Consider the following 23582-nt stretch of genomic DNA (forward strand, 5'->3'; position numbering starts at 1 on the left):
AATAGTCTCGGTTCTTGACAGTGTTTTTGTGCTGCTTCCAATAGTCTGGTTTGTAGTAGTTTCTAATGGAATGCCAACCATATTCTTATCAATCATCAGCTGGTTGCCTTTTTCATGAGCATAGCTATAGGTAGCTTCGTTAACAATTCCATCAGAAAAAGTGTTTTTTTGCTTTATAGGATAATCTAAATTATTATACTCGTAAAATTTAGTTGTCTTCAAGGGTTGAGGTAAATAATAAATTTCCTCCGAAGAATTTGCATTAGCTTTTCCTATAATTTCACGATGATTCGTAATAGCAATCATATCAATAGGATTACTACTGCATGAAGGATTTGGTATGGCATTTACACAGTTTGAAAGATAAGATTCATACGTTTTAAAATTACCTGCGTATAGATATTCTGTATACGGAGAGCCTGCATGCCTTAAAGTAATTCCCGATAATTTTTCTGAATCATAAGTGGTGTACTGATTACTTTTTTTATAAAGTAATGTATTGTTGTTATCCTTTGTTTCTTCATCTATCAATAAACCTCTTTTATAATCATAATTTCCAATAGCAGTAAAAGGAGGAACGGAAGAAATCTGTTCGGGATTTGATTTGTCTATGGGAGAGGTGTAAGTAAATAGATCTTCACCTTTATTGGTTTCTGAGACAGAAACATTTTGGTAACATATATCAGCACCCTGTGTTTTTTGAACAGGAAGAAAATTCTCTGTAGAAAAAATTGTAAAATTATTAGTAAAGGTTTGTTTACAAGGCGTCATAGAGCTACAATCATAGACAAAAACATTATTGTAGTCATAATTATAACTATGTATAGGTCTTGGAAATATTAAAGCTCCACTACTTTTTTGAGAATTAGTAACATTGCTGTAATCAAAATCTATTTTTTTCACAGGAATGGCATCACCGAGCTTATCAAAATAACTTATATTGTTGATTCTAACTCCACCTCCTAACAGATAAGGAATAATATCACTTACTTTTTTATCTGTGTATGTCGCAATAAAATTAACAGTTCCATTGTAGTTCGATGTAAAATCCCCATTAAAAACAACATAATATTCTCCTGAATTAAGGTCTCTTGTTTGGTTAGTCACATATCCAGAATCGACAGATGTTCCAAGATTGGTGACATATATATAATTATTCCCTTCTTTTTTATAAATTGATATACTCCAAATATCATTAGCAATTTGATTGGCCAGACTTTCAAATTCAACTGTTTGAGGAGAAGGAAGGGTAAAGAAATATTTTCTTACACGATTTTCTGTTTTTAGGTAAGTAACTTCAGAATTTAAATTTTCCCAATTGTCAGGATTTTCATATACATCTACAGGCTGATTACCTACATAAGAATAGGTATTGCTACCAAAATTAAATTTTCTTATCCCTCCTGATGGTAATTTAATGCTCTTTAATAAATTGGTTGTTATACATGCGGGAGAAGGTTCTTTAGCAAGTAAATAATTATCAGCCGGTTTTACGCAATTAAACCAATCCCAATGGTCTTTTCCTAAACTGAACCCAGAATTATTTTGGTTGTATTCTAAAGTATAGTCAAAATCTTTACCTGAAGAGGAATTGTATTTAGTAACCTTTTTTAGTGAAAGCCTTCTTTCATCAACATCCCTACCTAATAATCTATATACAAAATAATCATATTCAAACTGATAACTTTCAAGATTTTTCCCTGAATAATCAGTTAGACTTATCTTATCTAATTTTAAAAGTTGTTGGGGGTTAGTAAAATTAGAATCTTCTCTTCCCTGCAAATAAGTAAAACTAATTTTCCCTTTTCCAATAATTTCAATGTCTTTCAAAATACGAACTAAAGTAGTCGTACTGGTTGTGCTTGTTTCCTGAGCTGACGGAATTTCTCTGTCAAACTTTTCTTCGTAGGATTGTATTGGAGTCTTTACAGATCTATATATCTGAGAGTAATCAGCATATATAATTTGCTGTGCAGGATAATAACTAAATTTTGCTAATTCAACATCAGCCATATTTGTTATTTTACTGAGATGGAAAGCTGAATTGACATTACCTAGATTAGAAGCGTTGGTACTAACATGTCCTTTAAATCCTACTCGATTAGTTAAAGATGTTCTCAATGACTTCTCAGTAATATCAAATGTATATTTATTTCCCAGTTCGTCTGTAATGATAAATGAATTAGCTTCAAAACTATTGTTTGAACTAACCGAACTGATACTAATTCTTAAATTATTTTTATCTAATTTTTCCACATATAGCTGGTTATTTGAATCTTTTTTTATGATAAATCTTCCAGAGTATCCCATAAAATTATATTGATACAAATCATACTCAGTATCATAACGACTGAAATACAATGCTTCATAAAATAATTTTTTAAACTGATTATCCGAAGAACCTAAACCTGTACCTGTTTCTAATGCATCTAAATATTTTCTAGTATAATTTTTATCTAAAAAGTCAGACGTGAATTCATCAAAATAAATACCTATACTAGGTTGACCTCCAGGAGAGAGCATAACATTTTGGTCATCAGGGGTTCCTCGTACTGTTCTTGTAATGCTTCCTCCTGCAAATAAATTCCACCCCAGGCCTGCTTCCCCCGATTTATCATCAGGCTTTGAATTGTTGGGATGATAATTTAAGGATACATCCATTGTAATAGGTGAATTGTTAATTGGAAGAGTAATGAGAGGAATCTTAATATCTGGAATGCCACTATAATTGCTCACGGGTACTTCCTCAAATTTCATTAAATTATTCGCTGTAGGTACTGCTGGATATATTTGTTTAACATTATCCATTATATTACTTACAGAAGTAGGTTCAGAAGCAGTTTGTGATTGTAAAAACTGAACTGCCATCAAAGGCAATAATAAGTATACTTTTTTCATCTGTATTTATTTCTTTATTAGTTTAGCACTGGCTGTTTTATTCATATCCGTTTTTATCATCACCAGATAAGCCCCCTGTATCAAATTCTGGGTATTGATCTTCGTTACTTTATTCTTAGTTTTTAAGCTCTGAAGCTGTCTTCCACCCATATCATACAGCATTATATCTGCTTCTTTGAAATCAAAGCCAATTTCTACATAAGCATAATCAGATACAGGATTAGGATAGATTTTGATGTCCTGTTTTTCTATAAGCTGATCAAGTTGTTTATCTCCCAACTTCACAATCTTCCAGTTCTCTTTGCCAAGCTCTTCGGCACTGGTTCCTGCCAGAATAATGGAGCCATCCCTGTTCAACTTAATATCTGAAAGTCTCTCTTCTCTTTTCCTGGATTCTCCTTTTACATGTTTTCTCCACTGCTCATTACCATCCTGGTTCAGATACAGCATCCAGAAAGTTTCATCATTGGCTTCAATCCTTCCTTCTGCCTGGGTATAACCTCCCAAAAGAATTCCTTTTGTGACATCTTGGTTCTTGGCTCTTGAATCTTGACTCTGGATTATACTCGTTCCCATCAGAATATCCCTGTTTCCAAAATTGTAAGACTTCTGCCAGATTTCTTCCCCTCTTTCGTTAAGTGAGATAAACCATAAATCTGTACCTTCTTCTATTCCAACTGTCTTAGATCCTGATCGTTCGGATCGGCTTTCTCCTCCAATAATATATCCGTTTGAGGTCAAGGCAAGGGTTCTGATGTGGTCATCTGCTTTGCCACCAAAATTCTTTTCCCATTCAACCTTTCCATCCTTGTTAAGCTTGATTACCCAGTAATCTCCTTCACCAAAGTTTTCGGTTTTCTTTGAGCCACCTGTAGCACTTCTGGAATAGATTCCTAGCAAAGCTCCGCCGTCTTTCGTTGGAATCATTTTCTCTACTTCATCTAAACCTTTTCCTCCTAAAACTGACTGAAATAGTTCTTTTCCATCCTTATCGAGTTTTACAATCAAAACATCTTTTGAACCATAACCCTTAGCTGAATTCTGAACGTTACCAGCTACAAAGAATCCTAAATCTGTGGTCTGAATGACTGATTTTGCTTCTTCATCGGATGCTGATCCTAAAGTTTTCTGCCACAATTCGTCTCCAAATTCATTGAGGCGTATGAGCCAAATGTCCGCTCCCCCTTTTGAATCTTCTTTTTTATCAAGACCTTTCCCTGAATATGAGGTACCAGAAATCAAAAATCCACCATCTTGTGTAGCAACGGTTGCGGAAAGATAGTCGTGATTATTTCCTGAAACGTATTTCTCCCAGGCTGCTTCACCTTGTTGGTTAAGCTTTACCAGATGGAAATCGTAGCCGTTATTCTGCTTTTGACTTGAGGTCCCTTAGGCTATTGAAGGGCTGGATTGAATTGAGCTTCCCGTGATCAGATACTGTTGATCTATTGTTGTAGTAACCTGGCTTAGAAAATCCTGTGTAGAGGATTTGATGTCTTTCTGCCATAATATTTCCTGGGCCGACAGACCCAGGATTGTGCACATCGTAAATGCACTCATGTAGAGCTTTCTCATCTATTTATGTATATTAGTCCGTATAGTTTTGCAAATTTAACGTTTTTTAACACAATCAAGTCATGTTAATGTGATTTAATATAATTTCTTCACTTTAAAGTGTTTTTTTATCACTTTGCTGATTGTATTAGGCAAAGATATCTGGGCAAAACGACAGAACGTGGCGTATTAAAATCATAGATATAATATTTTAAATTGATTATTGAACGTTCTTATTTGGCAACAATTAGTATAATGTAAATCAATCAATTAAATCAAAATATTTAATTACTTGGCAAAACATAATACTATCTTTTACATTGGTATGATTTTTAGTGCTACATTTGTATAAATTTTCACTAATGAAAACAAACCAACAAACTATAAATCAAGCGAATCATAAAATAAACTGGTTCCAGAAGTTTCTGATGGTATGCTCCGGAGGAAACATTCATATTTTAAGAAAGACTCCGAGTGAATGGAATAAATTTTCAGGAATTGGAGGAATTGTATTATTCACTGCCGTTTTTGCCACTTTATCTGCAGGTTATGCCATGTATACTGTATTTGACAATATATGGACTTCAGTGGGTTTCGGAATTCTGTGGGGATTAATGATCTTCAACCTGGACCGTTACATCGTTTCCTCCATCAAAAAAACAGGTACATGGGGAAATCAGATTTTAATGGCTATTCCCCGTCTTGTTTTAGCAACATTTCTAGGAATTATTATTTCTAAACCTCTGGAGCTTAAAATTTTTGAAAAAGAGGTTAACAAACAACTCAATACCATCATTCAAAGAAATAAAAAACAGCTTGAGGGTGAAATGAGCGGCAGAATCCTGAAACAGAGCGGCCCTTTTGAAACTGAAAAAAAACAGATTGCAGAAAAAGCCATACAGTATCAGAAAGCTTATGATTCGGCAGCTGTAGAGCTTGAAAAAGAAATCCTTGGAAAACAGTCCGGGCTTACGAGTGGAAAAGAAGGTTATGGTCCCAACGCAAAACGTAAGCAGGAATTGAAGGAACAGCGTCGTCAGGATCTGGAAAATTTCCAGAAGCAGAATGCCCCCAGAGTCGAATATTTAGATAAAGAGATCTCTAAAGTTTATACGAACCTGGAAACAGAAAGGAAATCTTCGGAAACCTTTGAGGATAAATTCAATGGTTTTGCTGCAAGACTCCAGGCTTTGGATGAATTGGGCAAAAACTCAGCAATTATAGGCTTGGCGGCCGCTTTTATCATGGGGCTTTTCATATGTCTTGAAATCTCTCCGGTTCTGGTAAAATTAATTTCCCATGTCGGGCCTTATGATTACCTGTTAGAAAAAACAGAAAATGATTTCAGGCTTTACTCTAAGGAAAAAATTGAAAAGGGAAATGCCCTGACAGATTTCAGAATTGATGATTTTAAGGATAATTTAAAAAAATAGCGTATTTTTCACGCATGATTATTGATAAAGAAGAGATCCAGAAGAAAAAGAAAAAGCTGGACGACTGTAAAGCATTCCTGAAAAAAGAATTCATCGGAATTGATAAGATTATTGATGATTTAATGGAATACATCCAGATCTGGTATCTGATGCCCGAAATCCTAACCCGTCCCGTAGTGATTAATCTGTGGGGAATGACGGGCGTAGGAAAGACAGATCTTGTAAGAAAAACCGTCCGGTTCCTGGAATTTCAAAATCGTTTTGTAGAGATAGAGCTCAGCAACAGCGACGAAACTTCATGGAGTAAAAGTGTATCCGATATTTTCCAGAGTAACCGCCTCAGTGATGAAAAACCGAGCATCGTTCTTTTTGATGAAATCCAGCGTTTTAATACAATCGATCCCGACGGCACTCCGGTACCACAGACAAAGTTTACCGATTTTTGGGAGCTTTTAAGTGATGGAAGACTAAGCAAAAGGGAACGGGATGATCTTGAACATTATCTGTTCTCCTACCTTTTGCGTAAAAAGGAAAATGAGCGCAGAAAGATGAACGGCGAAACGGAAATGGATGAAAATCCTTATCTGAATCTTTGGGATGCCAAGGAACTGAAAAAGTACCTCAGCATGGAAGATGATGTGATGAGCATCATCGATATGAAAGAGGAAGATATGATCAAGCTGATTCTGAAGAAGCAGAAAGAGAAAAAAATCTATGAGCCGGTAGATTACAGCAAAATGCTGATCATTATCAGCGGAAACCTGGATGAAGCTTTTCAGATGTCCCGTGAAACCAGCGAAGCAGATATAGATGCGAATATATATCATGCATTCACAAAGAAAATAACTGTTGTTGATATAAAAAATGCTTTGTCAAGAAAATTCCGCCCGGAGCAGGTAGCACGATTTGGAAATATCCATTTGATCTATTTTTCATTAAAGACAGAAGATTTTCAGCAACTTATCCAAAGGGAAATAAACAATCTTAAGACTAAGACAAAAACAAAATTTGGGATCAGCTTAAAAATCAGCAAAAGCATCAATGAGCTGATCTATAGAAACGGGGTATTTCCTGTACAGGGTGTGCGCCCGGTATTCAGTAGTGTAGTTGATATCCTTGATACAAACCTCAGCAAATTTCTATTTGAAGCCATTATCAATGATGATAAAACCATTGAAATTGATTATCTGGTGAAGCAGAAAACAATCACCGGGAAAGTAGGAAAACGTATCATTGAAATTCCTTATACCGGAAGAATCGACAGTATACGGCAATCCAGCCAGCAGGATGCAGTAGCCAATATCAGTGTTCATGAATGTGGCCACGCAGTATGTTATATGCTTTATACAGGTTTTGCCCCCTTACAGCTGAAAAGCAAAGTAGCCAGCAGTTATGCTGCAGGATTTACCTTTCCGCACCAGATCCATGATACAAAGGAGAGCCTGCTTGACAGGATTAAAATTTATCTGGCCGGTGGTATTGCTGAAGAAATCATTTTTGGAGAAAATAATGCAAGCATAGGAAGAAGCCACGACAGGGAGCAGGCTACCATACTTGCCACCGATTATATCAGAAAATACGGATTTGATGAAGAATATCAGGCAACATACAGCCTGGAGGATTATCCGCATCGTATGCAGCATGATATTACAGATAAAAAAATTGAAAGACTGATGCAGGATCTCGCTGTAAAAACGAGGGAAGATCTGCTTCTTCATTTAGATCTTTTGAAAGATATGAGCATTGAACTCAGCAAAAAAGGTAGTATGCTGCCTAAAGAAATCTACCTGACCGCAAAAAAACATAAACTTGAGGTGAGCATTAAAGAAGAAGGACATCTGCATATTGCAACGTATCATAAGATGCTCGGCCAGTAGAGAAAAAATCCAGAAAAATAGAAATTAAAATTAATAACATCTTACCTTTCAGTCAATTCTGAGAGGTTTTTTCTATATATGATTATTTTATCCGAATATTTTATAATTTTACTCTACTAAACTAACCATCATGAAAAACTCAATTTTAGCACTCACGCTATTCATAAGCGTTGCATTCATTTCTACTTTAAAAGCACAATATGAACCTTTTCTTGGACAGATTGCTTTTGTACCCTACAACAGGGCACCAAACGGATGGGCAGACTGCAATGGACAACTCCTGCCTATAGCTCAAAACCAGGCTCTTTTCTCCTTATTGGGAACCACTTATGGAGGAAACGGAACAACTAATTTTGCGCTGCCTGATATGAGAGGAAGAGTTTTAGTTTCCCAGGGACAGGGACCAGGCATTTCACAGAATTATTTAATAGGAGAAATTGGCGGCAGTGAAACTGTTACACTGACGCAGCAACAGATGCCTATTCATAGTCATACCATAAATGCTGTAACAGCTGAAGGAAATCAAAACACACCTACAGGGAATCTCCCTGCAGATACTAAACTTTTAGACAAGGAATATTCAGACGCCAATGCAAATACAACAATGAAGGCTACCATGGTGAATCCAGCCGGAGGATCTCAACCTCATGAAAACAGACCTCCCTTTGTTACAATGAGATGTATCATAGCTTTACAGGGTATTTATCCATCTTTTAATTAATAAGTTATGAAAATTCTATACTTATTAGCAATAGCTCTTGGAAGTACAATGGCCGCACAGACCATTACTTTCAATGGATGTCATAACCTATTTGACAACCAGAATTTTATATTCACGAAAACCGGAGTTGATGCATTCAACAAAAATATTTACATTACAACACCGGTTGATGGGCAGCCATGTGGTGGGTTGGGGACCTGCGAATTTAAAATTCAATGGAATAATGCCCTTACCAGGTGGGAATTTCTCGCTGATGAAGGAAACGGAACCTTTACTGCTCCTTCGCTTATTTATTACAATTCAACAGGAAATAACGCCAGTATGAATCCACCAAGCAATACGTTTGGAACCTGGGTGGAAAATTCAGCCGTAACGAGTGGGCAATGCGGAGGAAATCTTACCGGCACCAATTCCACAATGACAGGGGATGTACACAGCTCGCCATTGGGAACATCGGAGGTCACAAAATCTAAAATTCAGATTTTTCCAAACCCAGTTTCAGATGTTATCCGTATTTCGGGAATTGATACCGGGCAGACGACACAAATCTATAACTTAGATGGGCAGCTGGTAAGGTCTGAACCGTTTGATCAGAAAATCGATGTATCACATCTTTCTGCAGGAGTATATCTTTTAAAAATTACTACTAAAAATTTTGAATCTCATGAATTTAAATTCGTGAAAAAATAAAACCTATAATGTCTTATAGCATTACTTGATTATTGATATAGCCTTCGGAATTTCTGAGGGCTATTTTGGGGAATATTTTTTGCAGGTTATATTCCATGCCTTCAAGTGTTGTCAACAGCTATACTTATTTTCCTGAGACTGAAATATTAAGAATTGTATATCAGTCCGGGGCTGTTTATGATTACCTTAAGGTTCCGGTATCTATATCTGAAAAATTCAGAGAAGCCCAATCGAAGGGAAGATTCCTGAATAATGTTATCAAGCGAAGATTTAAATATATTAAAATCAACTGAACCAATCATAATAAAAAATGCCTCCAGTACCGGAGGCATTTATATTTTGTATGACCACCTTTTATTTAATGATCAGTTTAGAAGTTTTGCTATCTTTCCCATTGGAAATCTGAACCATATAAACTCCTTTTTCAAGCTGTTGGTTATTTGTAGGTTTTAAATAAAATTGGCCGTACAAATTATGGTTTTATAATATATCTTTAAATATCCTAAAAAGAATAATTCGGAGCTTCCTGAGTAATAATTACATCATGTGGATGAGATTCCTTCAAACCGCTTCCGGTGATCATAACCATCTTGGTATCTTTCTGTAAAGCTTCAATATCTTTAGCCCCGCAGTATCCCATACCGGCTCTTAGGCCTCCCGTCAACTGGAAAATCACATCCTCCAGTTTCCCTTTATGTGGCACCCTTCCTTCAATTCCTTCCGGAACGAACTTTTTAGCCTCACTCTGGAAATATCTTTCTTTTCCTCCTCTCTTCATAGCGGAAAGACTTCCCATTCCCTGGTAAGATTTGAATTTTCTCCCCTGGAAGATAATTTCTTCTCCCGGAGCTTCATCAGTTCCGGCTAAAAGGGAACCAAGCATTACTGCTCCTGCTCCACTTGCGATCGCTTTTACAATATCTCCGGAAAGCTTGATCCCTCCATCGGCAATTACTGTTACGTTTTTGGAAGCTGCATATTCGTATACATTGTAGATCGCAGATAACTGGGGAACCCCAACGCCGGCAACCACTCTCGTTGTACAGATAGAGCCGGGTCCTACTCCAACTTTAAGAACGTTAGCTCCAGCTTCAATAAGGTCTTTTGCTGCTTCAGCAGTTACAATATTTCCTCCTACGATATCTAAATCCGGATATGCTTTTCTGATTTCTGAAATTTTATCCAAAACTCCTTTGGAGTGTCCGTGTGCAGAGTCAATAGCCACGATATCAACACCAGCATTTACTAATGCTGCAATTCTGTCCATCGTGTCTTCTCCAACTCCAACACCTGCTCCTACGATAAGACGCCCTTTGTGATCTTTATTGGAATTCGGATATTCCAACTGGTTATCAATATCTTTAATGGTAATTAATCCCACCAGCTTATTGTCTTTATCCACGATCGGAAGCTTTTCAACTCTGCTTTTAAGAAGAATTTCTTTAGCCTGCTCAAGGTTGGTATTTTTATCAGAAGTGATCAGATTTTCCTTGGTCATGATCTCTTCAACCTTCATATCAAGGTTTTCCTGATATTTTACATCCCTGTTGGTAATGATTCCTATCAGTACATTATCTGCATCCACTACAGGAAGGCCAGAAATTTTATATTTGGCCATAGTTTCCTTAGCTTCAGCCAAGGTGTGATCTTTAGAAAGGGTAACAGGGTCAGAAATCATTCCGTTTTCTGAACGTTTTACACGGTTCACCTGTGCAGCCTGCTCAGCGATCGTCATGTTTTTATGGATAAAACCCAAACCTCCGACTCTTGCCAGAGCAATAGCCAGATCTCCTTCAGTAACTGTGTCCATCGCAGCAGAAACTATCGGAACATTCAGCGTAATTTTGTCGGTAAGTCTTGATTTTAATGATACCTGGTTAGGTAAAACTTCTGAATAAGAAGGGACTAGAAGAACGTCATCGAAAGTGATGGCTGTCTCTACAATTTTGTTATGAATAGACATCTTTACTTTCTTTGCAAAATTAGGTTATTTTGACGAGATATGAAAATCCTTTTCAATAGTTTAAATAAAATTTAATAATCAATAACTTAAATGAAAAAACCGCTCTTATTAAGAACGGCCTTTCTGTACAAAATAATTAGTATAGTATGAAACTACTTGTTATATCTTTAATGATGCATACTTATGAACAGTGGTTACTTATCTGTAGCGGCATTAATTACGTTTGAAATATCATCTGCTGTAAAGCTTCCCTTCACATCCACGAAAACCAGTTCTTTATCTGAATTGACAGTAATCATCATATTTTTAATGGTTTCCCCATTCTGCTTTACCCTTACATTGACATTTTCACCGTTATGCTTTATGGTTGCCCATTCTTCAAAGTTATTGTCATTCAGATACCTGGAATATTCGTTCAGCATTTCTTTACTCCCGTTATCTACGGTCATGACTTTTATTTTTGAGACCTTTTTAACCAGAGCAATGACTTCTTCACTTTCACCATCTTCTCTCAAAGCTTTCTTGATAAAAGGTTTTGCCATAAATACAGGTACATTGAAGCTGGCAAATGTTGCTCCTTTAAAATCATACCCGGACTGCTTAAAGAAGTCCATATTAGGTTTTCCTGAAACAATACATGACTGAAGCGTAAGCAATGTAAGGATTCCTAAAAAAATGTTTTTTAAAGTTTTCATGGTTATCATTTTTTAATCGATAGGTTTCAGATTACCTCCGGACATTTTACTGATATTGGATTCTATTTCAGGTCTTCCTCTATATTTTACCATTCCTCCTGAAGAAGCTTTTACTTTCAGTTTTGTGGAAACATTTACCGAAAGGTTTGCCCCGGATGTAGCCTCCACTTCAAGGTTACCCAGCCTCAGATCGTCAGCTTTACAAAGAGCACCGCTGCTGATATCTATTATTCCGGAATCTGCTTTTCCTTCAAAGGCTGTATTGGACCCGCTTGATGCTTTTATCATGATAGTTCCCGCCGTAATTCCTGCTCTTATCACTGCTCCTGATGAAGTTCCAACATCCAGTGTGTTAGAGACCTTAAAGTCTCCTTTCACATTAGCTCCGGATGATGCATCAATAACCAGGTTATTTTCTTTTAAGGAGTTCACTACATTAAAGTTAGCTCCTGAAGAAGCTTTAATATTGTCCATTCTTGGAGAGGAAATGTTAACGCTTAAGTTTTTAAACTTTAAATTCTTTGTTCCCTTATTGTCTACGTAGACTTTCAAAACTCCATTTTCCACTTTTGTAATGATATACTGAAGTTTATCAGAATCAGCGATTACCTTTACGTTGGCAGGACTTTCCTGTTTGAAAACCACATTCACTCCGTCACTTACCTGAATTCCTGAGAACTCGCCTACATTTCTTGCTTCCCCGTTAAGATAAGAGGAATTGTTTTCAGAGGTAAGGCTGTTCCTTGTATTGGTCTTGGTATTGGTCTTGGTTTCGCTGGAATTAATGATTTTATTCACATCATCCATAGAAAGCTTTCCATCCAGCATGACCAGGATATTTTCTCCTTTTCCTCCATCAATGCTAAGCAGGAGATCATCCAACATTCCGTCTTTTGCATCAGAAGAAAGAAATTTTATCTTTGAACCAGAATTATTGACAGACATGATCTCATTGTAATTAAGGTTTTTTAAATACATGGAAACATCTTTGCTGAGCCTGGAAAGATTATCCTGAACTTTGCGTCCTTCTGTTGTATTAATATTTTCCGGATTTTCTGTAATAAGGATTTTCAATCCGTTAATTTTCGAAAGCAGAGGCTTGATCTGATCCAGCTGGGAATCATCAATATCAAGGCTGCTCAGCATACTGAACATTGGCTTTGCAATTTTAATAGAGGTTACACCTTCTACCTCCTGGTACCTGTCAAAAAGCATGTCGAACTTATCCCGTTGCCCATACACTGTAAAGAAATGGGAAAAAGCGAGTGCGAATACTATAAATATTTTTTTCATGAGTCAATTTTTATTTTCTTAAGCTGATTATTGTTACCTGATCAGAGCATAATCTATTGTTGTTGTTAATAATCGTCGTCTACTACTGTAGGCTGAGCTAACTTTTCACTAACGTTATTGGCAAATATCTGGAATGAATATTTAGTTACATTGATAGCTTCATCTACATTATCGATCCTTTTACCGTTAACTATGACATAAGAATCCTTATATCCGGTAGAATCTTTTAAAGCTTTATTATTTTTGAATGAAGAGTTACTGACGAACTTCGGTTTTGTTTCTTTTTTCAATCTTCCTCTTTTTGGCAATATCTCATCCAGCACATCCTTTTCCGCTACTGAATTTTCCTGGAAGATAGAATCTTTTCTCGCTCCGGAAATGGAATCGGTATGGTTAACCGCTACCTGCTCCTGATGGTCATTATTCTCTTCAATAAATTTTGATTTCTGCTTCAAAACCTCATCTTTAACCAGCTTTTCTCTTTCCATAACCCCTGTACGGTAATCATTAAAGAAAAAACCAACACTGAAAAGAAGCACTAATCCTGCTGCCATCCAAAACCATTTCGGAAATGAAGGCTTATTTTTTTGGAGCGGAATGATGGGCGCCTCGTTCGTTTCGGAGCCTTCAGCCCCACCTTCTGCTTTCTGAAGAAAATCTTCAAAACTCCAGTCCATCTTTTCTTCCTTTATATCGTGGAAGATCTCATCGTATTTATTCTGAAATTGATCTTTGTTCATAGCTCATCAGTTGTGATATTTGTTCCTTTACTTTTTGTCTCGCCCGCATCAGGTTTACTCTTACTGCGTTTTCTTCCATTTCCAGCATTTCGGAAATTTCCGAGACCTCATATTCTTCTACATCTTTCAGATGAATCACCATTTTCTGCTTTTCCGGGAGCTGGTTGATAAAACCTATAATATGCTCCTTCAGATTATTGATGTCCATGCTGTACAATTCTGAGCGGTGAAGCTGCAAATCTGCAAATCCCAACTTCACATCATGGTGCTTCAGCCGATTCAGACATTCGTTCCGGACAGATTTCAAAGCATAGGATTTTAAATTTCCAAACTTCTCCAGCTCTTCTTTCTTCTGCCAGAATTTAATCATCAGGTCCTGCACCACATCTTCTGCCTCATCACTGCTCATAACGAATCTTTTCGCAAAACGATACATCTCGTCTTTGAGAATAAACACCGTATTCTTGAAAGTTTCTTGGGTCATGAGTTTTGTTTCTATTAGTAAGACAATTAAAAATTGTATTCTATTACACTACATTATAAAAAAAATGATAATTTTCTAATTTTAGATTCTCTATACATTCATAAAACCTGTTTACAAAGGAGTTTTATGATTTTTATAAAATTACTCTTTTTTTATTTTCTGGAAGATAATTTAATTGTCTGTGAGAGAATCATCAGTATCCAATAAAGTAAAAGCCTCCCAAATGGAGGCTTTCAATATTAATATGTTTCAAAAATATGTTTCAGTATAGCTTTATCTTCATCCGTTAATGCCACTTTTCTTCTTGCCATTGCTCTTTCTGCCACTTCATAGGCTTTATCCAGCTTGAACCTTTCATCATCTTTACTTCCGCCCCATGAGAAATTCTCCACAAGGTTTGGCGGAAAACCAGGCTTAAATATATTAGAAGCGACCCCTATTACTGTTCCGGTATTCAATTGGGTATTGATCGCTGTTTTAGAGTGGTCACCCATAATAAGACCGGCAAACTGAAGCCCAGTATCTTCAAAAGCTTTCGTTCTGTAGCTCCACAATTTGACCTGGCTATAATTGTTTTTAAGATTGGAAGAATTCGTATCTGCCCCGAAATTACACCATTCGCCGATCACGGAATTTCCAACAAAGCCTTCATGTCCTTTACTTGAATATCCGAATATAATGATATTATTCACTTCGCCTCCCACTTTGCAGTGAGGACCAATAGTCGTGGCACCATAAATTTTTGATCCTAAATTAAACTTGGAATCCTCTCCGAGAGAGATCGGTCCACGGAGATTACAGCCTTCCATCACCTCAGCATTTTTCCCAATATAGATTTTTCCTGTTTTTGTATTGATGGTAGAAAATTCCACCTGGGCACCTTCTTCAATGAAAAGATCTTTTTTATCCCCTAAAAATCCATTGGTGGAAGATAATTCCTGTGAAGTTCTTCCTTCAGTCAGCAAATTGAAATCAAAATCGATGGCAAGATGATTATACGTAAATAAGTCTGCAGGCTTTTTAAAGAAAGTCAGTTTCTCTTTTATATCCGTCATCTTTTCGATTTGGTTTAGAGAAAAACCTTTCATATTAATCCTGGCGGCAATCAGTTCATCTTCGTAAACTAGGGCTTCCCCCTGCTTAAGATCTTTAATCTGCTGAATGACTGTTTCGGTCGGCAGAAAATTAGTGACTAGAAATAAGCTTTCTATATCTTCAGGGGATTTAAATTTATTCTGAAGATAATTTTCGGTAAAGTAAGAAACCTCAGTATTTCCTAAGACCTTCTGCCATCGCTCGGAAAAGGTAAGGATTCCGCATCGCATGGCGGCAACAGGACGGGTAAAAGTTAACGGAAGAAAATCTTCCCAATACTGGGCATCTGAAAATACTAATTGCATTGTAATATAGAAGTTAGAGATTAGAAGTTAGAAGTTAGAGATCCAAAGTTGAGATAATGATTTGCTAACAATTCGGAGCATCTAATTTCTGTTCAAAACAAAAATACGAAAATAGCTGGAAATAGAATTTGAAATTTAGATTGCAGAATTCAGGATCAATATGTGCCTTCCAAATATACCTTACCGTTATTCTAATTTCTAAAATAAAAAAAGTCTCCCAATAAATTGGAAGACTTCAGTATGTTTGGTGACAAAAAATTACTTAGCGAATTTTTTGTATTTGTTCATAAACTTATCAACTCTACCTGCAGTGTCAACTAGTTTCACTTTACCAGTGTAGAAAGGGTGAGAAGTTGAAGAGATTTCCATTTTGATTAATGGGTATTCTTGTCCTTCATATTCGATACTGTCTTTTGTTTCTGCAGTAGATTTGCAAAGAAACACCTCGTCGTTACTCATATCTTTGAAAACAACAAGTCTATAATTTTCTGGGTGGATTCCTTTTTTCATAATACAATTTTTAAAAAATTAAAGTTTGCTTCCGAAATAGTAATGGTATTTCTCTGCTAATTTTAGGTTGCAAAAGTACAACATTTTTTCAAATATACAAATACCAGATTCAATATTTTTTATAGATAAGAAATTCAAAGTATTTTCGTTAAATTTGAAATCTTAAACTTAAATTTCGATGAAAATCAAACTATTACTGGCTTTTTCTTTTTGGATGCTTCTTGTAGCAGTATCGTGCAATAAAGATGATATTACTTTTGATGCTCCATCACAGCAGTTAAGTTTTTCAAGGGACACTGTATTCTGTGATACGGTCTATCACCAGGTACGTTCTGAAACATATTTTGTAAAAGTATATAATAATGAGGATAAGGATGTTTTAATTCCGAGGATCAATCTGGAAAAAGGAAGTGCATCATTATATAGGATCAATGTAGACGGGAAACCAGGCTATGATTTCAAGGATGTACCATTGAGAAAGAAAGACAGTATGTATATTTTTGTGGAAATCGCACCTGAAGCTACCGGACCCGAGGCTATAGCTGAAGACAAGATCCTTTTCAGCAGTGGTGCTGGACAGCAACATGTGACTTTATTTTCCGTTGTTCAGGATGCGGAATTTTTCATCGAAACACCAGGCAATCCTAATGTAATTGCTACCCATACAACATGGAATAATAATAAGGCCAAGATCATCTATGGAGATCTAACCATCAATCCCAATATCACACTGGACATCCAGGCGGGAACTAAAGTTTACTTTCACAAAAACAGCGGTATGAAGGTGTCATCTGGTGCAACCTTAAACATCAACGGAGCTTTTGATAATGAAGTGATCCTGCGTGGAGACAGAAATGACCCATATTATGATACAATTCCCAAGAACTGGAATTCTATCCGAATGGAACCCAATTCTATCCTCAATATGAATTTTGCAAGACTTTTCGGAGGAACAAGAGGACTGGATATGAAACAAAATACGGCAAATATCAAAAACTCATTCATCCATACTTTCTTTGAATACGGTATTTATGCAGTGGGTTCAACGGTTACGGCTAATAATTTAGTGATGAACAACTGTGGAGAATCGTGTATCGGGATTTTCAGAGGTGGAAATCACAGCTATACCCATGCCACAATTGCGAATTATTCTAAAACAATGGGATCTTTTAACAGAAATGGAATTATGGCAGCCAATGAATGGAAAAATGCCGCAGGAACTACAGAACAGGGAGCGCTTCAACGACTTGATATAAAAAACAGTATCGTCTTTTCAGACAGGGATAATTCGGTTAATTTTGAGCAGACACCGGGACAGCAGTTTGAATTCCTTATTCAAAACTCCCTCATCAAATATTCAGGAGTACCCGAAGCCGGATTTAATTTTGACACCAGTCCTAATGTAATACAAAGTATTAAAAATCAGGATCCTCAGTTCCTCAATTATTTTGCAGCGAAGATGAACCTACGGGTAAAAACAACATCTCCCGCAAGAGGAAAAGGCAACGTCACTGTAGCCGGAACTGTACCTTTTGATATTGTGAATGTGTCAAGAACAACTAACCCTACCCTTGGAGCCTATCAATAATGGAAATCACAAAGTTGCAGGAACAGGTTGACGAATGGATAAAAACCATAGGAGTCCGCTATTTTAATGAACTGACCAATATGGCTATGCTGACCGAAGAAGTAGGTGAAGTAGCCCGCATCATCGCCAGAAGATATGGTGAACAAAGCGAAAAGGAAAGCGATAAAAACAAAGATCTCGGTGAAGAGCTGGCAGATGTACTGTTTGTCACCTTATGTTTAGCCAATCAGACCGGAGTGAACTTACAGGAAGCTTTCGACAAGAAAATGAAAATCAAAACAGACCGTGATAAAGAACGGCATCAGAACAACGAGAAGTTGAAATAATAAATAGATATGAGATGTCAGATATCAGACTTTAAAACAATCTGATATCTGACGCCTGTTATCTAAATATCTTTTAAATTGCAGAAATAATGAAGTTAGAAAAATCAAAATTAGCATCAGATAAAACAGTTCAGATCAGCGGTTCGAAAAGTATTTCGAATCGTTTGTTGATTTTAGAAAGTTTATTCAAGAATATACAGATCGGGAATCTGTCTAATTCCCAGGACACCCAGCTGCTGAAAAAAGCATTGTCTGAAAATACAGAAACCGTAGACATCCACCATGCAGGAACAGCCATGCGCTTCCTTACTTCTTATTATTCTATCCTTGAAGGGAAAACCACTGTTCTTACAGGATCCAAAAGGATGAAGGAAAGACCCATTAAAAATCTAGTCAACGCATTAAAAGACCTGGGTGTTGAAATTGAATATCTGGAAAATGAAGGCTTCCCACCGCTAAAGATCACAGGAAAGAAAATCACTCAAAAACAGGTCAATGTTCCGGCCAATATATCCAGCCAGTTCATTACTTCTTTGCTTCTGATTGCCGGAAAACTTGAAAACGGACTGGAAATTAACCTGGTGGGTGAAGTTACTTCGAGATCCTATATAGAAATGACGCTGGATATCCTGACAAGATTCGGAATAAAAAACAGCTTTGAAGGAAACACAGTTAAAGTGGAACCGTTTGATGTGAATGGCAAATTGTCCGCCACAAGTTACGAAGTGGAAAGTGACTGGAGCTCGGCTTCGTACTTCTACTCGATCTGTGCACTGGGAAGAGAAACCATCCATCTGAAAAGCTTTTACAAAGAATCCACCCAGGGAGATTCTGCCATTGCCAAGATCTATAAAGACTTTTTCGGTATTGATACGACTTTTACTGAAGACGAACATAAGATTACCCTTCAGCCGGAACCTGATTTTATTTTCCCGGAAAAAATCGTCCTGGATATGAATAACTGCCCGGATATTGCCCAGACACTTTGTGTAACAGCAGCAGCCTTAAAAATTCCTTTTGAAATTTCCGGACTGGGCACTTTAAGGGTAAAAGAAACCGACAGGCTACAGGCCTTATATAATGAACTGAAAAAACTGGGCACTGAAACAGAAATTACAGACCTTACCATCAAGTCTGTGAGTTTCGGGGAACCGGAAGAAAATATTTCTATCGCCACTTACCAGGATCATAGAATGGCGATGAGTTTTGCTCCTTTCTGCCTTATTAAAGAACTTACTATTGAAGAGGAGGATGTCGTGGAAAAGTCTTATCCGATGTTCTGGAAAGACCTGAATGACATAATGATTAAAGGATAGTAAGCTTTGAAAAATTCTAATATGATAAAAAAGCATGTATTCTTTTTTTCTCTGTTGATCCCTATGTTTTCATGGGCACAGTATCTGTTGCTTAATGAGGAGACTATTTTTGCATTTCAGACGAAAAATGGTAAGACCATGTCTTTGGTTAAAGATAAAAAGAACAGTTACATTCAATATCGGTTTGGAAGTAAAGACCGTGTAGAAATGGAATTTCCAGCCACAAGAACCAAAGAAAGCTGGAAGCAGTTTACATACAGCTCTTACCATAGAGGTGGCGGAAAACAAAATGCAGGCATGGACCTCAGCTATCTGACATTTACCAAAAACAACTACAAATATCAACTGTTCAGAACCTATACTGCAGAAGATGAATCGTTTTCTACCGGCATTACCGTCACTGACAGCAAAGGAAAAGAAACTGATATTACAGGAGTTTATAAAACCATCAAAGGCTGCATATGTAATCTGGAAAACACAGATGTTAAGAAAGAGGATTTTGGTTCATAATTTAATCCTGTTAAAATGAAACAACTTTTTTCTCTTGCTGCGTCTTTATTAATTGTAGAATTTCACGCCCAGAACCTGAAAGATTTTACAGCACCGAAAGGTTATCAAAAAATTGCCGAAGCCAAAGGAGATCTGGACAAAGACGGACAAGATGAAACGGTAATCATTTTTAATACCGATAAAAAAATTAATACGGATGACCACGATGATTTTCTGAGAACATTCTTTATCCTAAAAAATATAGACGGAAAACTTAAGATCTGGAAACAAAACAATACGGTTCTTTTTTCCAGCGGAATGGGGTTTTATTCAGAAGATAATACGCCACCGGAACTATCTATTAAAAATAACACGCTCTCTATTACCCAAATATTCAATACCAATTCGAGACATACACAGACTTATCAACATACTTTCAGATTTCAGAATGGTGATTTCTACCTCATTGGTTCCCATGACAGATTTGAAGACACCTGTGAGTTCAATTACCTGACAGAGATCAATTTTTCAACAGGGAAAGTAATTACAGATGAAGAATATTCCTCCTGTGATGATGAAGAAAAGGATATTCCGAAAGATATTCACAAAGAATTCGTCCATCCATTTAAAACTTTGATCAAAATGAACAATTTCAGGATTGGGGAAAACAAATTTAAAGTACCCGGCTTAAAAAAAGAATTGAATTACTGAAAATCAACCAGATAAATAAGCAGAATAAAAATTCTGCTTATTTCTTTTTTACGTTGTCCACATACTTATCCACAGAGTTATCCACATTTATAAATACCTTTTCACTTACCTATTCAAAAAAATAAGATATAGCTGATGATTTTGTTTCTGAACAATTATACCGTAATAAATAATAGAGTTCCTGTTTCTTTTTTTACATTTGCTGAAAATACGGTTTGTGCTGAGACACAGCAGCCGGAAGAAAAACAAAAGTCTAAAATTATAAACAATCCAATGACTATTATCATCACTGGAACCTCATCAGGAATAGGTTTTGTACTGGCCGAATATTTCGGAAAAAAAGGCCATAAAGTATACGGTTTAAGCCGGAAACATACGGAAAGTCAGTATTTCAGGTCTATTCCGACAGATGTTACCGATAATACGGCCGTTCAGAATGCTATTGCTGAAGTTTTAAAAACAGAATCAAAGATCGATATACTGATCAACAATGCAGGAATGGGAATGGTAGGGGCTGTGGAAGATTCTACTAAGGAAGACATTTTAAAACTGTTCAACCTGAATCTTGTAGGAGCTGTCCAGATGATGAGTGCCGTTCTTCCGACAATGCGTGAAAATAAGTTCGGAAAAATCATCAATATTTCAAGTATAGGAAGTGAAATGGGACTTCCGTTCCGGGGCTTTTATTCTGCCTCCAAATCAGCTTTGGATAAGGTAACTGAAGCCATGAGGTATGAGGTATATCCATGGAACATCGATGTATGCTCACTTCATCTTGGTGATATCAAAACAAATATCGCAGAGAACAGAGTAAAAACACAGGTTTCCGAACCGTACAAAAGCATATTTGACAAAGTTTATACCTTGATGAACTCGCATGTAGGAGACGGAACCGAACCTCTTGAAGTGGCAGCTTATGTCGAAAAGCTTTTGGATAAAAATAAATGGAAGGCTCATTATTATTTCGGTAAATTCGGACAAAAGATTGGTGTTCCGCTGAAATGGATTCTTCCTCAGGGAACCTATGAAAATCTGATGAAAAAATATAATAAACTGGATTAATTTCAGTTATTAAAAAATTATTGAAACTGCTTTTAAACCGTTAAGATATATTGAGTTATTAAGAACTATAAGCATGCTCTGTTAATGGTTTATATAAATTGAACATTGAAGTTATTTCTAAAAATATTTTTTATCCTGTTCTGCGTTTTTGTACAAGCGCAGAAGAAGCAGTATTGGCTTATTGATACGGAAACCAATATCAGAAAAAAGGTAAATGATTCTGTTTCAGCAGTGAAATTTCTGGACTCCCTGTCCCAAAGCAATTACTTCTTCACTAAGCTGAAAGAGGTGAAAGTGAAAGGTGACAGTACAGAAATTTTCTATGATAAAGGAAAAAACTTTAATGAAACCTATGTAGACCTTTCTGATTCTGTTGCCTTGAAATTAAAGATCCAGAAGGATTTTTTTACTAAAAATTTAGATTCAACCAAGAAAAGCATCAACAAAAGATATATTGATGACGGATATTCTTTCAGCCGTCTTAAATCTAAATATAAAGGCCAGAAAAACGGTTATCCTGTCATAGAACTGGATATCAACAAAAATGATAAGCGGAAGATTGACAATTTTGTAGTCAAAGGTTACGAAAGGGTCCCTAAAAGGTTTATGAAAAACCTGGAAAAGGAATTCAAAGGAAAGACTTATGATGACAAAAATCTTCTGGCCATCAGCAAAAATTTTCAAAGCCATGCTTTTGTAACCCTTGAACGGCCTCCCCAAACCTTATTCACTAAAGACTCCACAAGCATTTACCTGTTTATGGAAAAGAAAAAGACCAATACGTTTGATGGGGTGATTGGTTTCGGGAACGATAAAACAGAAAAATTCACATTGAACGGAACCCTGAACGTCAACTTCAGGAATATGTTCAACGGCTTTGAAACTGTCAATCTTTACTGGCAGAGAAACCCTGATAAAGGGCAGACTTTTGATCTTCAGACTGACATTCCTTATCTTCTAAAATCTAATGTAGGGATGAACCTGAAAGTCAATATTTTCAGACAGGATTCTACTTTCGCGAATGTAAAATTCCTTCCTGCTTTCTATTATCATATCAATAACCGCAACAAGATCGGACTCAGAGGCACCCTGGAATCCTCCAGTATCATAGACACTTTATATGTTCAGGGTAAGGATTATAATAAAAAAGGGCTCGGGATCTGGTTTGAAATGACAGAACCTACAGATATTGACCTTTTCCTTTACAAGACAAGGATCAATGCCGGCTATGATTACCTGACAACGACCTATACCAAAGATAATATTAAGGCTAACCAGAATCAGTTTTATTTCTTCGGCGAACATAATTATCATATTTCCGGAAACCATTTTCTCAATATAAAGGCAGAAGGCGCCATGATGGATTCCAAGGTTGAATTCTCTGCCAATGAACTATATCGTTTTGGAGGCTGGAATTCTATGCGCGGGTTCAATGAGAAATCCCTTGCCGCCGACTTCTATTATTACGCAGGCCTGGAATACCGTTACCTCATTGGAAGTCAAGCATTCTTTGATTTCTTTGGGCAGTACGGACAGCTTAACAACAAATCCTTAAATGTTAAACCTAAACTTTACAGTGTAGGGCTTGGATTCAACTTCTTTATCCCGATCGGATTGATGAGTTTCCAGCTTTCAAACGGTAATGAGTTTGGAAATCCGTTTAAGTTTAACGATATTAAAATCCATTGGGGGATCCTGAGTAGATTTTAAAAAGATCTTTCATTCTTATTTATCCACAATCTTCAGCAAATCAATTTTTAATTGATTACTGGTCTGCATTCTTAAATAAAGCATCACAAAACTCAAACTTTGCGTTAAATCATATGTTTTTT

General features: G+C 36.6%; 23 protein-coding genes. 12 read left to right on the plus strand and 11 right to left on the minus strand.

Annotated features, from left to right (window positions below; all coding sequences use genetic code 11):
* The 3 genes from DRF61_RS21240 to DRF61_RS22960 form a co-directional block, all read right to left on the minus strand.
* A partial coding sequence (locus tag DRF61_RS21240; protein WP_157963419.1) for a hypothetical protein occupies positions 1–2898 on the minus strand: 2898 nt, incomplete at its 3' end.
* Positions 2899–2904: 6 nt separating this feature from the next.
* Positions 2905–4140 (minus strand): T9SS type A sorting domain-containing protein, encoded by a 1236-nt coding sequence (locus DRF61_RS21245; RefSeq protein ID WP_238601930.1) that lies wholly within the window; start codon positions 4138–4140, stop codon positions 2905–2907.
* Positions 4141–4287: 147 nt separating this feature from the next.
* On the minus strand, positions 4288–4473 hold the full coding sequence (locus DRF61_RS22960; RefSeq protein ID WP_238601931.1) for a hypothetical protein: 186 nt from the start codon (positions 4471–4473) through the stop codon (positions 4288–4290).
* 341 nt (positions 4474–4814) lie between these two features.
* Between DRF61_RS22960 and DRF61_RS21250 the strand changes: the two genes are divergently transcribed.
* The 5 genes from DRF61_RS21250 to DRF61_RS21270 all read left to right on the plus strand — a co-directional run bounded on the left by DRF61_RS21250 (position 4815) and on the right by DRF61_RS21270 (position 9466).
* Positions 4815–5885, plus strand: coding sequence for a DUF4407 domain-containing protein (locus tag DRF61_RS21250; RefSeq protein ID WP_111960860.1), 1071 nt, complete (start codon positions 4815–4817; stop codon positions 5883–5885).
* A gap of 14 nt (positions 5886–5899) precedes the next feature.
* Complete coding sequence (locus tag DRF61_RS21255) at positions 5900–7762, plus strand: AAA family ATPase (protein WP_111960862.1); 1863 nt, start codon at positions 5900–5902, stop codon at positions 7760–7762.
* Positions 7763–7892: 130 nt separating this feature from the next.
* Positions 7893–8483 (plus strand): phage tail protein, encoded by a 591-nt coding sequence (locus tag DRF61_RS21260; protein WP_111960864.1) that lies wholly within the window; start codon positions 7893–7895, stop codon positions 8481–8483.
* A gap of 6 nt (positions 8484–8489) precedes the next feature.
* The gene (locus tag DRF61_RS21265; protein WP_111960866.1) at positions 8490–9173 is read left to right on the plus strand and encodes a T9SS type A sorting domain-containing protein; all 684 of its coding nucleotides are present in this window, start codon (positions 8490–8492) and stop codon (positions 9171–9173) included.
* 95 nt (positions 9174–9268) lie between these two features.
* Complete coding sequence (locus tag DRF61_RS21270) at positions 9269–9466, plus strand: KTSC domain-containing protein (RefSeq protein WP_111960868.1); 198 nt, start codon at positions 9269–9271, stop codon at positions 9464–9466.
* A 61-nt stretch (positions 9467–9527) separates the two neighbouring features.
* Here DRF61_RS21270 and DRF61_RS23145 read toward each other — a convergent pair whose 3' ends face one another.
* The 8 genes from DRF61_RS23145 to DRF61_RS21310 all read right to left on the minus strand — a co-directional run bounded on the left by DRF61_RS23145 (position 9528) and on the right by DRF61_RS21310 (position 16258).
* Complete coding sequence (locus DRF61_RS23145; RefSeq protein ID WP_111960870.1) at positions 9528–9644, minus strand: T9SS type A sorting domain-containing protein; 117 nt, start codon at positions 9642–9644, stop codon at positions 9528–9530.
* A 31-nt stretch (positions 9645–9675) separates the two neighbouring features.
* Positions 9676–11136: an IMP dehydrogenase gene (gene guaB, locus DRF61_RS21280; RefSeq protein WP_111960872.1), complete on the minus strand. Its 1461-nt coding sequence runs from the start codon at positions 11134–11136 to the stop codon at positions 9676–9678.
* A 194-nt stretch (positions 11137–11330) separates the two neighbouring features.
* Entirely contained in the window at positions 11331–11831 is a 501-nt protein-coding gene (locus DRF61_RS21285) for a DUF4252 domain-containing protein (RefSeq protein WP_111960874.1), read from the minus strand.
* Between the two features lie 12 nt (positions 11832–11843).
* Positions 11844–13124 (minus strand): DUF4252 domain-containing protein, encoded by a 1281-nt coding sequence (locus tag DRF61_RS21290; RefSeq protein WP_111960875.1) that lies wholly within the window; start codon positions 13122–13124, stop codon positions 11844–11846.
* 65 nt (positions 13125–13189) lie between these two features.
* On the minus strand, positions 13190–13864 hold the full coding sequence (locus DRF61_RS21295) for a hypothetical protein (RefSeq protein WP_174772341.1): 675 nt from the start codon (positions 13862–13864) through the stop codon (positions 13190–13192).
* Complete coding sequence (locus tag DRF61_RS21300) at positions 13839–14348, minus strand: RNA polymerase sigma factor (RefSeq protein ID WP_111960876.1); 510 nt, start codon at positions 14346–14348, stop codon at positions 13839–13841. The genes DRF61_RS21295 and DRF61_RS21300 overlap by 26 nt, the downstream gene beginning before the upstream one ends.
* Positions 14349–14587: 239 nt before the next feature.
* Positions 14588–15748, minus strand: a complete 1161-nt coding sequence (locus DRF61_RS21305) for a GlmU family protein (RefSeq protein ID WP_111960877.1) — start codon at positions 15746–15748, stop codon at positions 14588–14590.
* Between the two features lie 258 nt (positions 15749–16006).
* Positions 16007–16258, minus strand: coding sequence for a type B 50S ribosomal protein L31 (locus DRF61_RS21310; protein ID WP_111960878.1), 252 nt, complete (start codon positions 16256–16258; stop codon positions 16007–16009).
* A gap of 178 nt (positions 16259–16436) precedes the next feature.
* On the opposite strand from DRF61_RS21310, the gene DRF61_RS21315 reads away from it, so the two are divergent.
* From DRF61_RS21315 to DRF61_RS21345, 7 genes are all read left to right on the plus strand, one after another.
* Positions 16437–17846: a hypothetical protein gene (locus tag DRF61_RS21315; RefSeq protein ID WP_111960879.1), complete on the plus strand. Its 1410-nt coding sequence runs from the start codon at positions 16437–16439 to the stop codon at positions 17844–17846.
* Entirely contained in the window at positions 17846–18172 is a 327-nt protein-coding gene (locus DRF61_RS21320) for a nucleotide pyrophosphohydrolase (protein ID WP_111960880.1), read from the plus strand. Before DRF61_RS21315 ends, DRF61_RS21320 begins: the two co-directional genes overlap by 1 nt.
* 89 nt (positions 18173–18261) lie before the next feature.
* Complete coding sequence (locus tag DRF61_RS21325) at positions 18262–19488, plus strand: 3-phosphoshikimate 1-carboxyvinyltransferase (RefSeq protein ID WP_111960881.1); 1227 nt, start codon at positions 18262–18264, stop codon at positions 19486–19488.
* Between the two features lie 21 nt (positions 19489–19509).
* Entirely contained in the window at positions 19510–19998 is a 489-nt protein-coding gene (locus DRF61_RS21330) for a hypothetical protein (protein WP_111960882.1), read from the plus strand.
* Positions 19999–20013: 15 nt separating this feature from the next.
* A complete protein-coding gene (locus DRF61_RS21335) occupies positions 20014–20688 on the plus strand; it encodes a hypothetical protein (protein ID WP_111960883.1) in 675 nt (224 codons plus the stop codon).
* A 273-nt stretch (positions 20689–20961) separates the two neighbouring features.
* Positions 20962–21750: an SDR family oxidoreductase gene (locus DRF61_RS21340; protein ID WP_111960891.1), complete on the plus strand. Its 789-nt coding sequence runs from the start codon at positions 20962–20964 to the stop codon at positions 21748–21750.
* Between the two features lie 105 nt (positions 21751–21855).
* Entirely contained in the window at positions 21856–23460 is a 1605-nt protein-coding gene (locus DRF61_RS21345; protein WP_111960884.1) for a BamA/TamA family outer membrane protein, read from the plus strand.
* Positions 23461–23582: the final 122 nt, after the last annotated feature.

This window comes from Chryseobacterium lathyri, from assembly GCF_003290185.1.
GTDB lineage: Bacteria > Bacteroidota > Bacteroidia > Flavobacteriales > Weeksellaceae > Chryseobacterium > Chryseobacterium lathyri.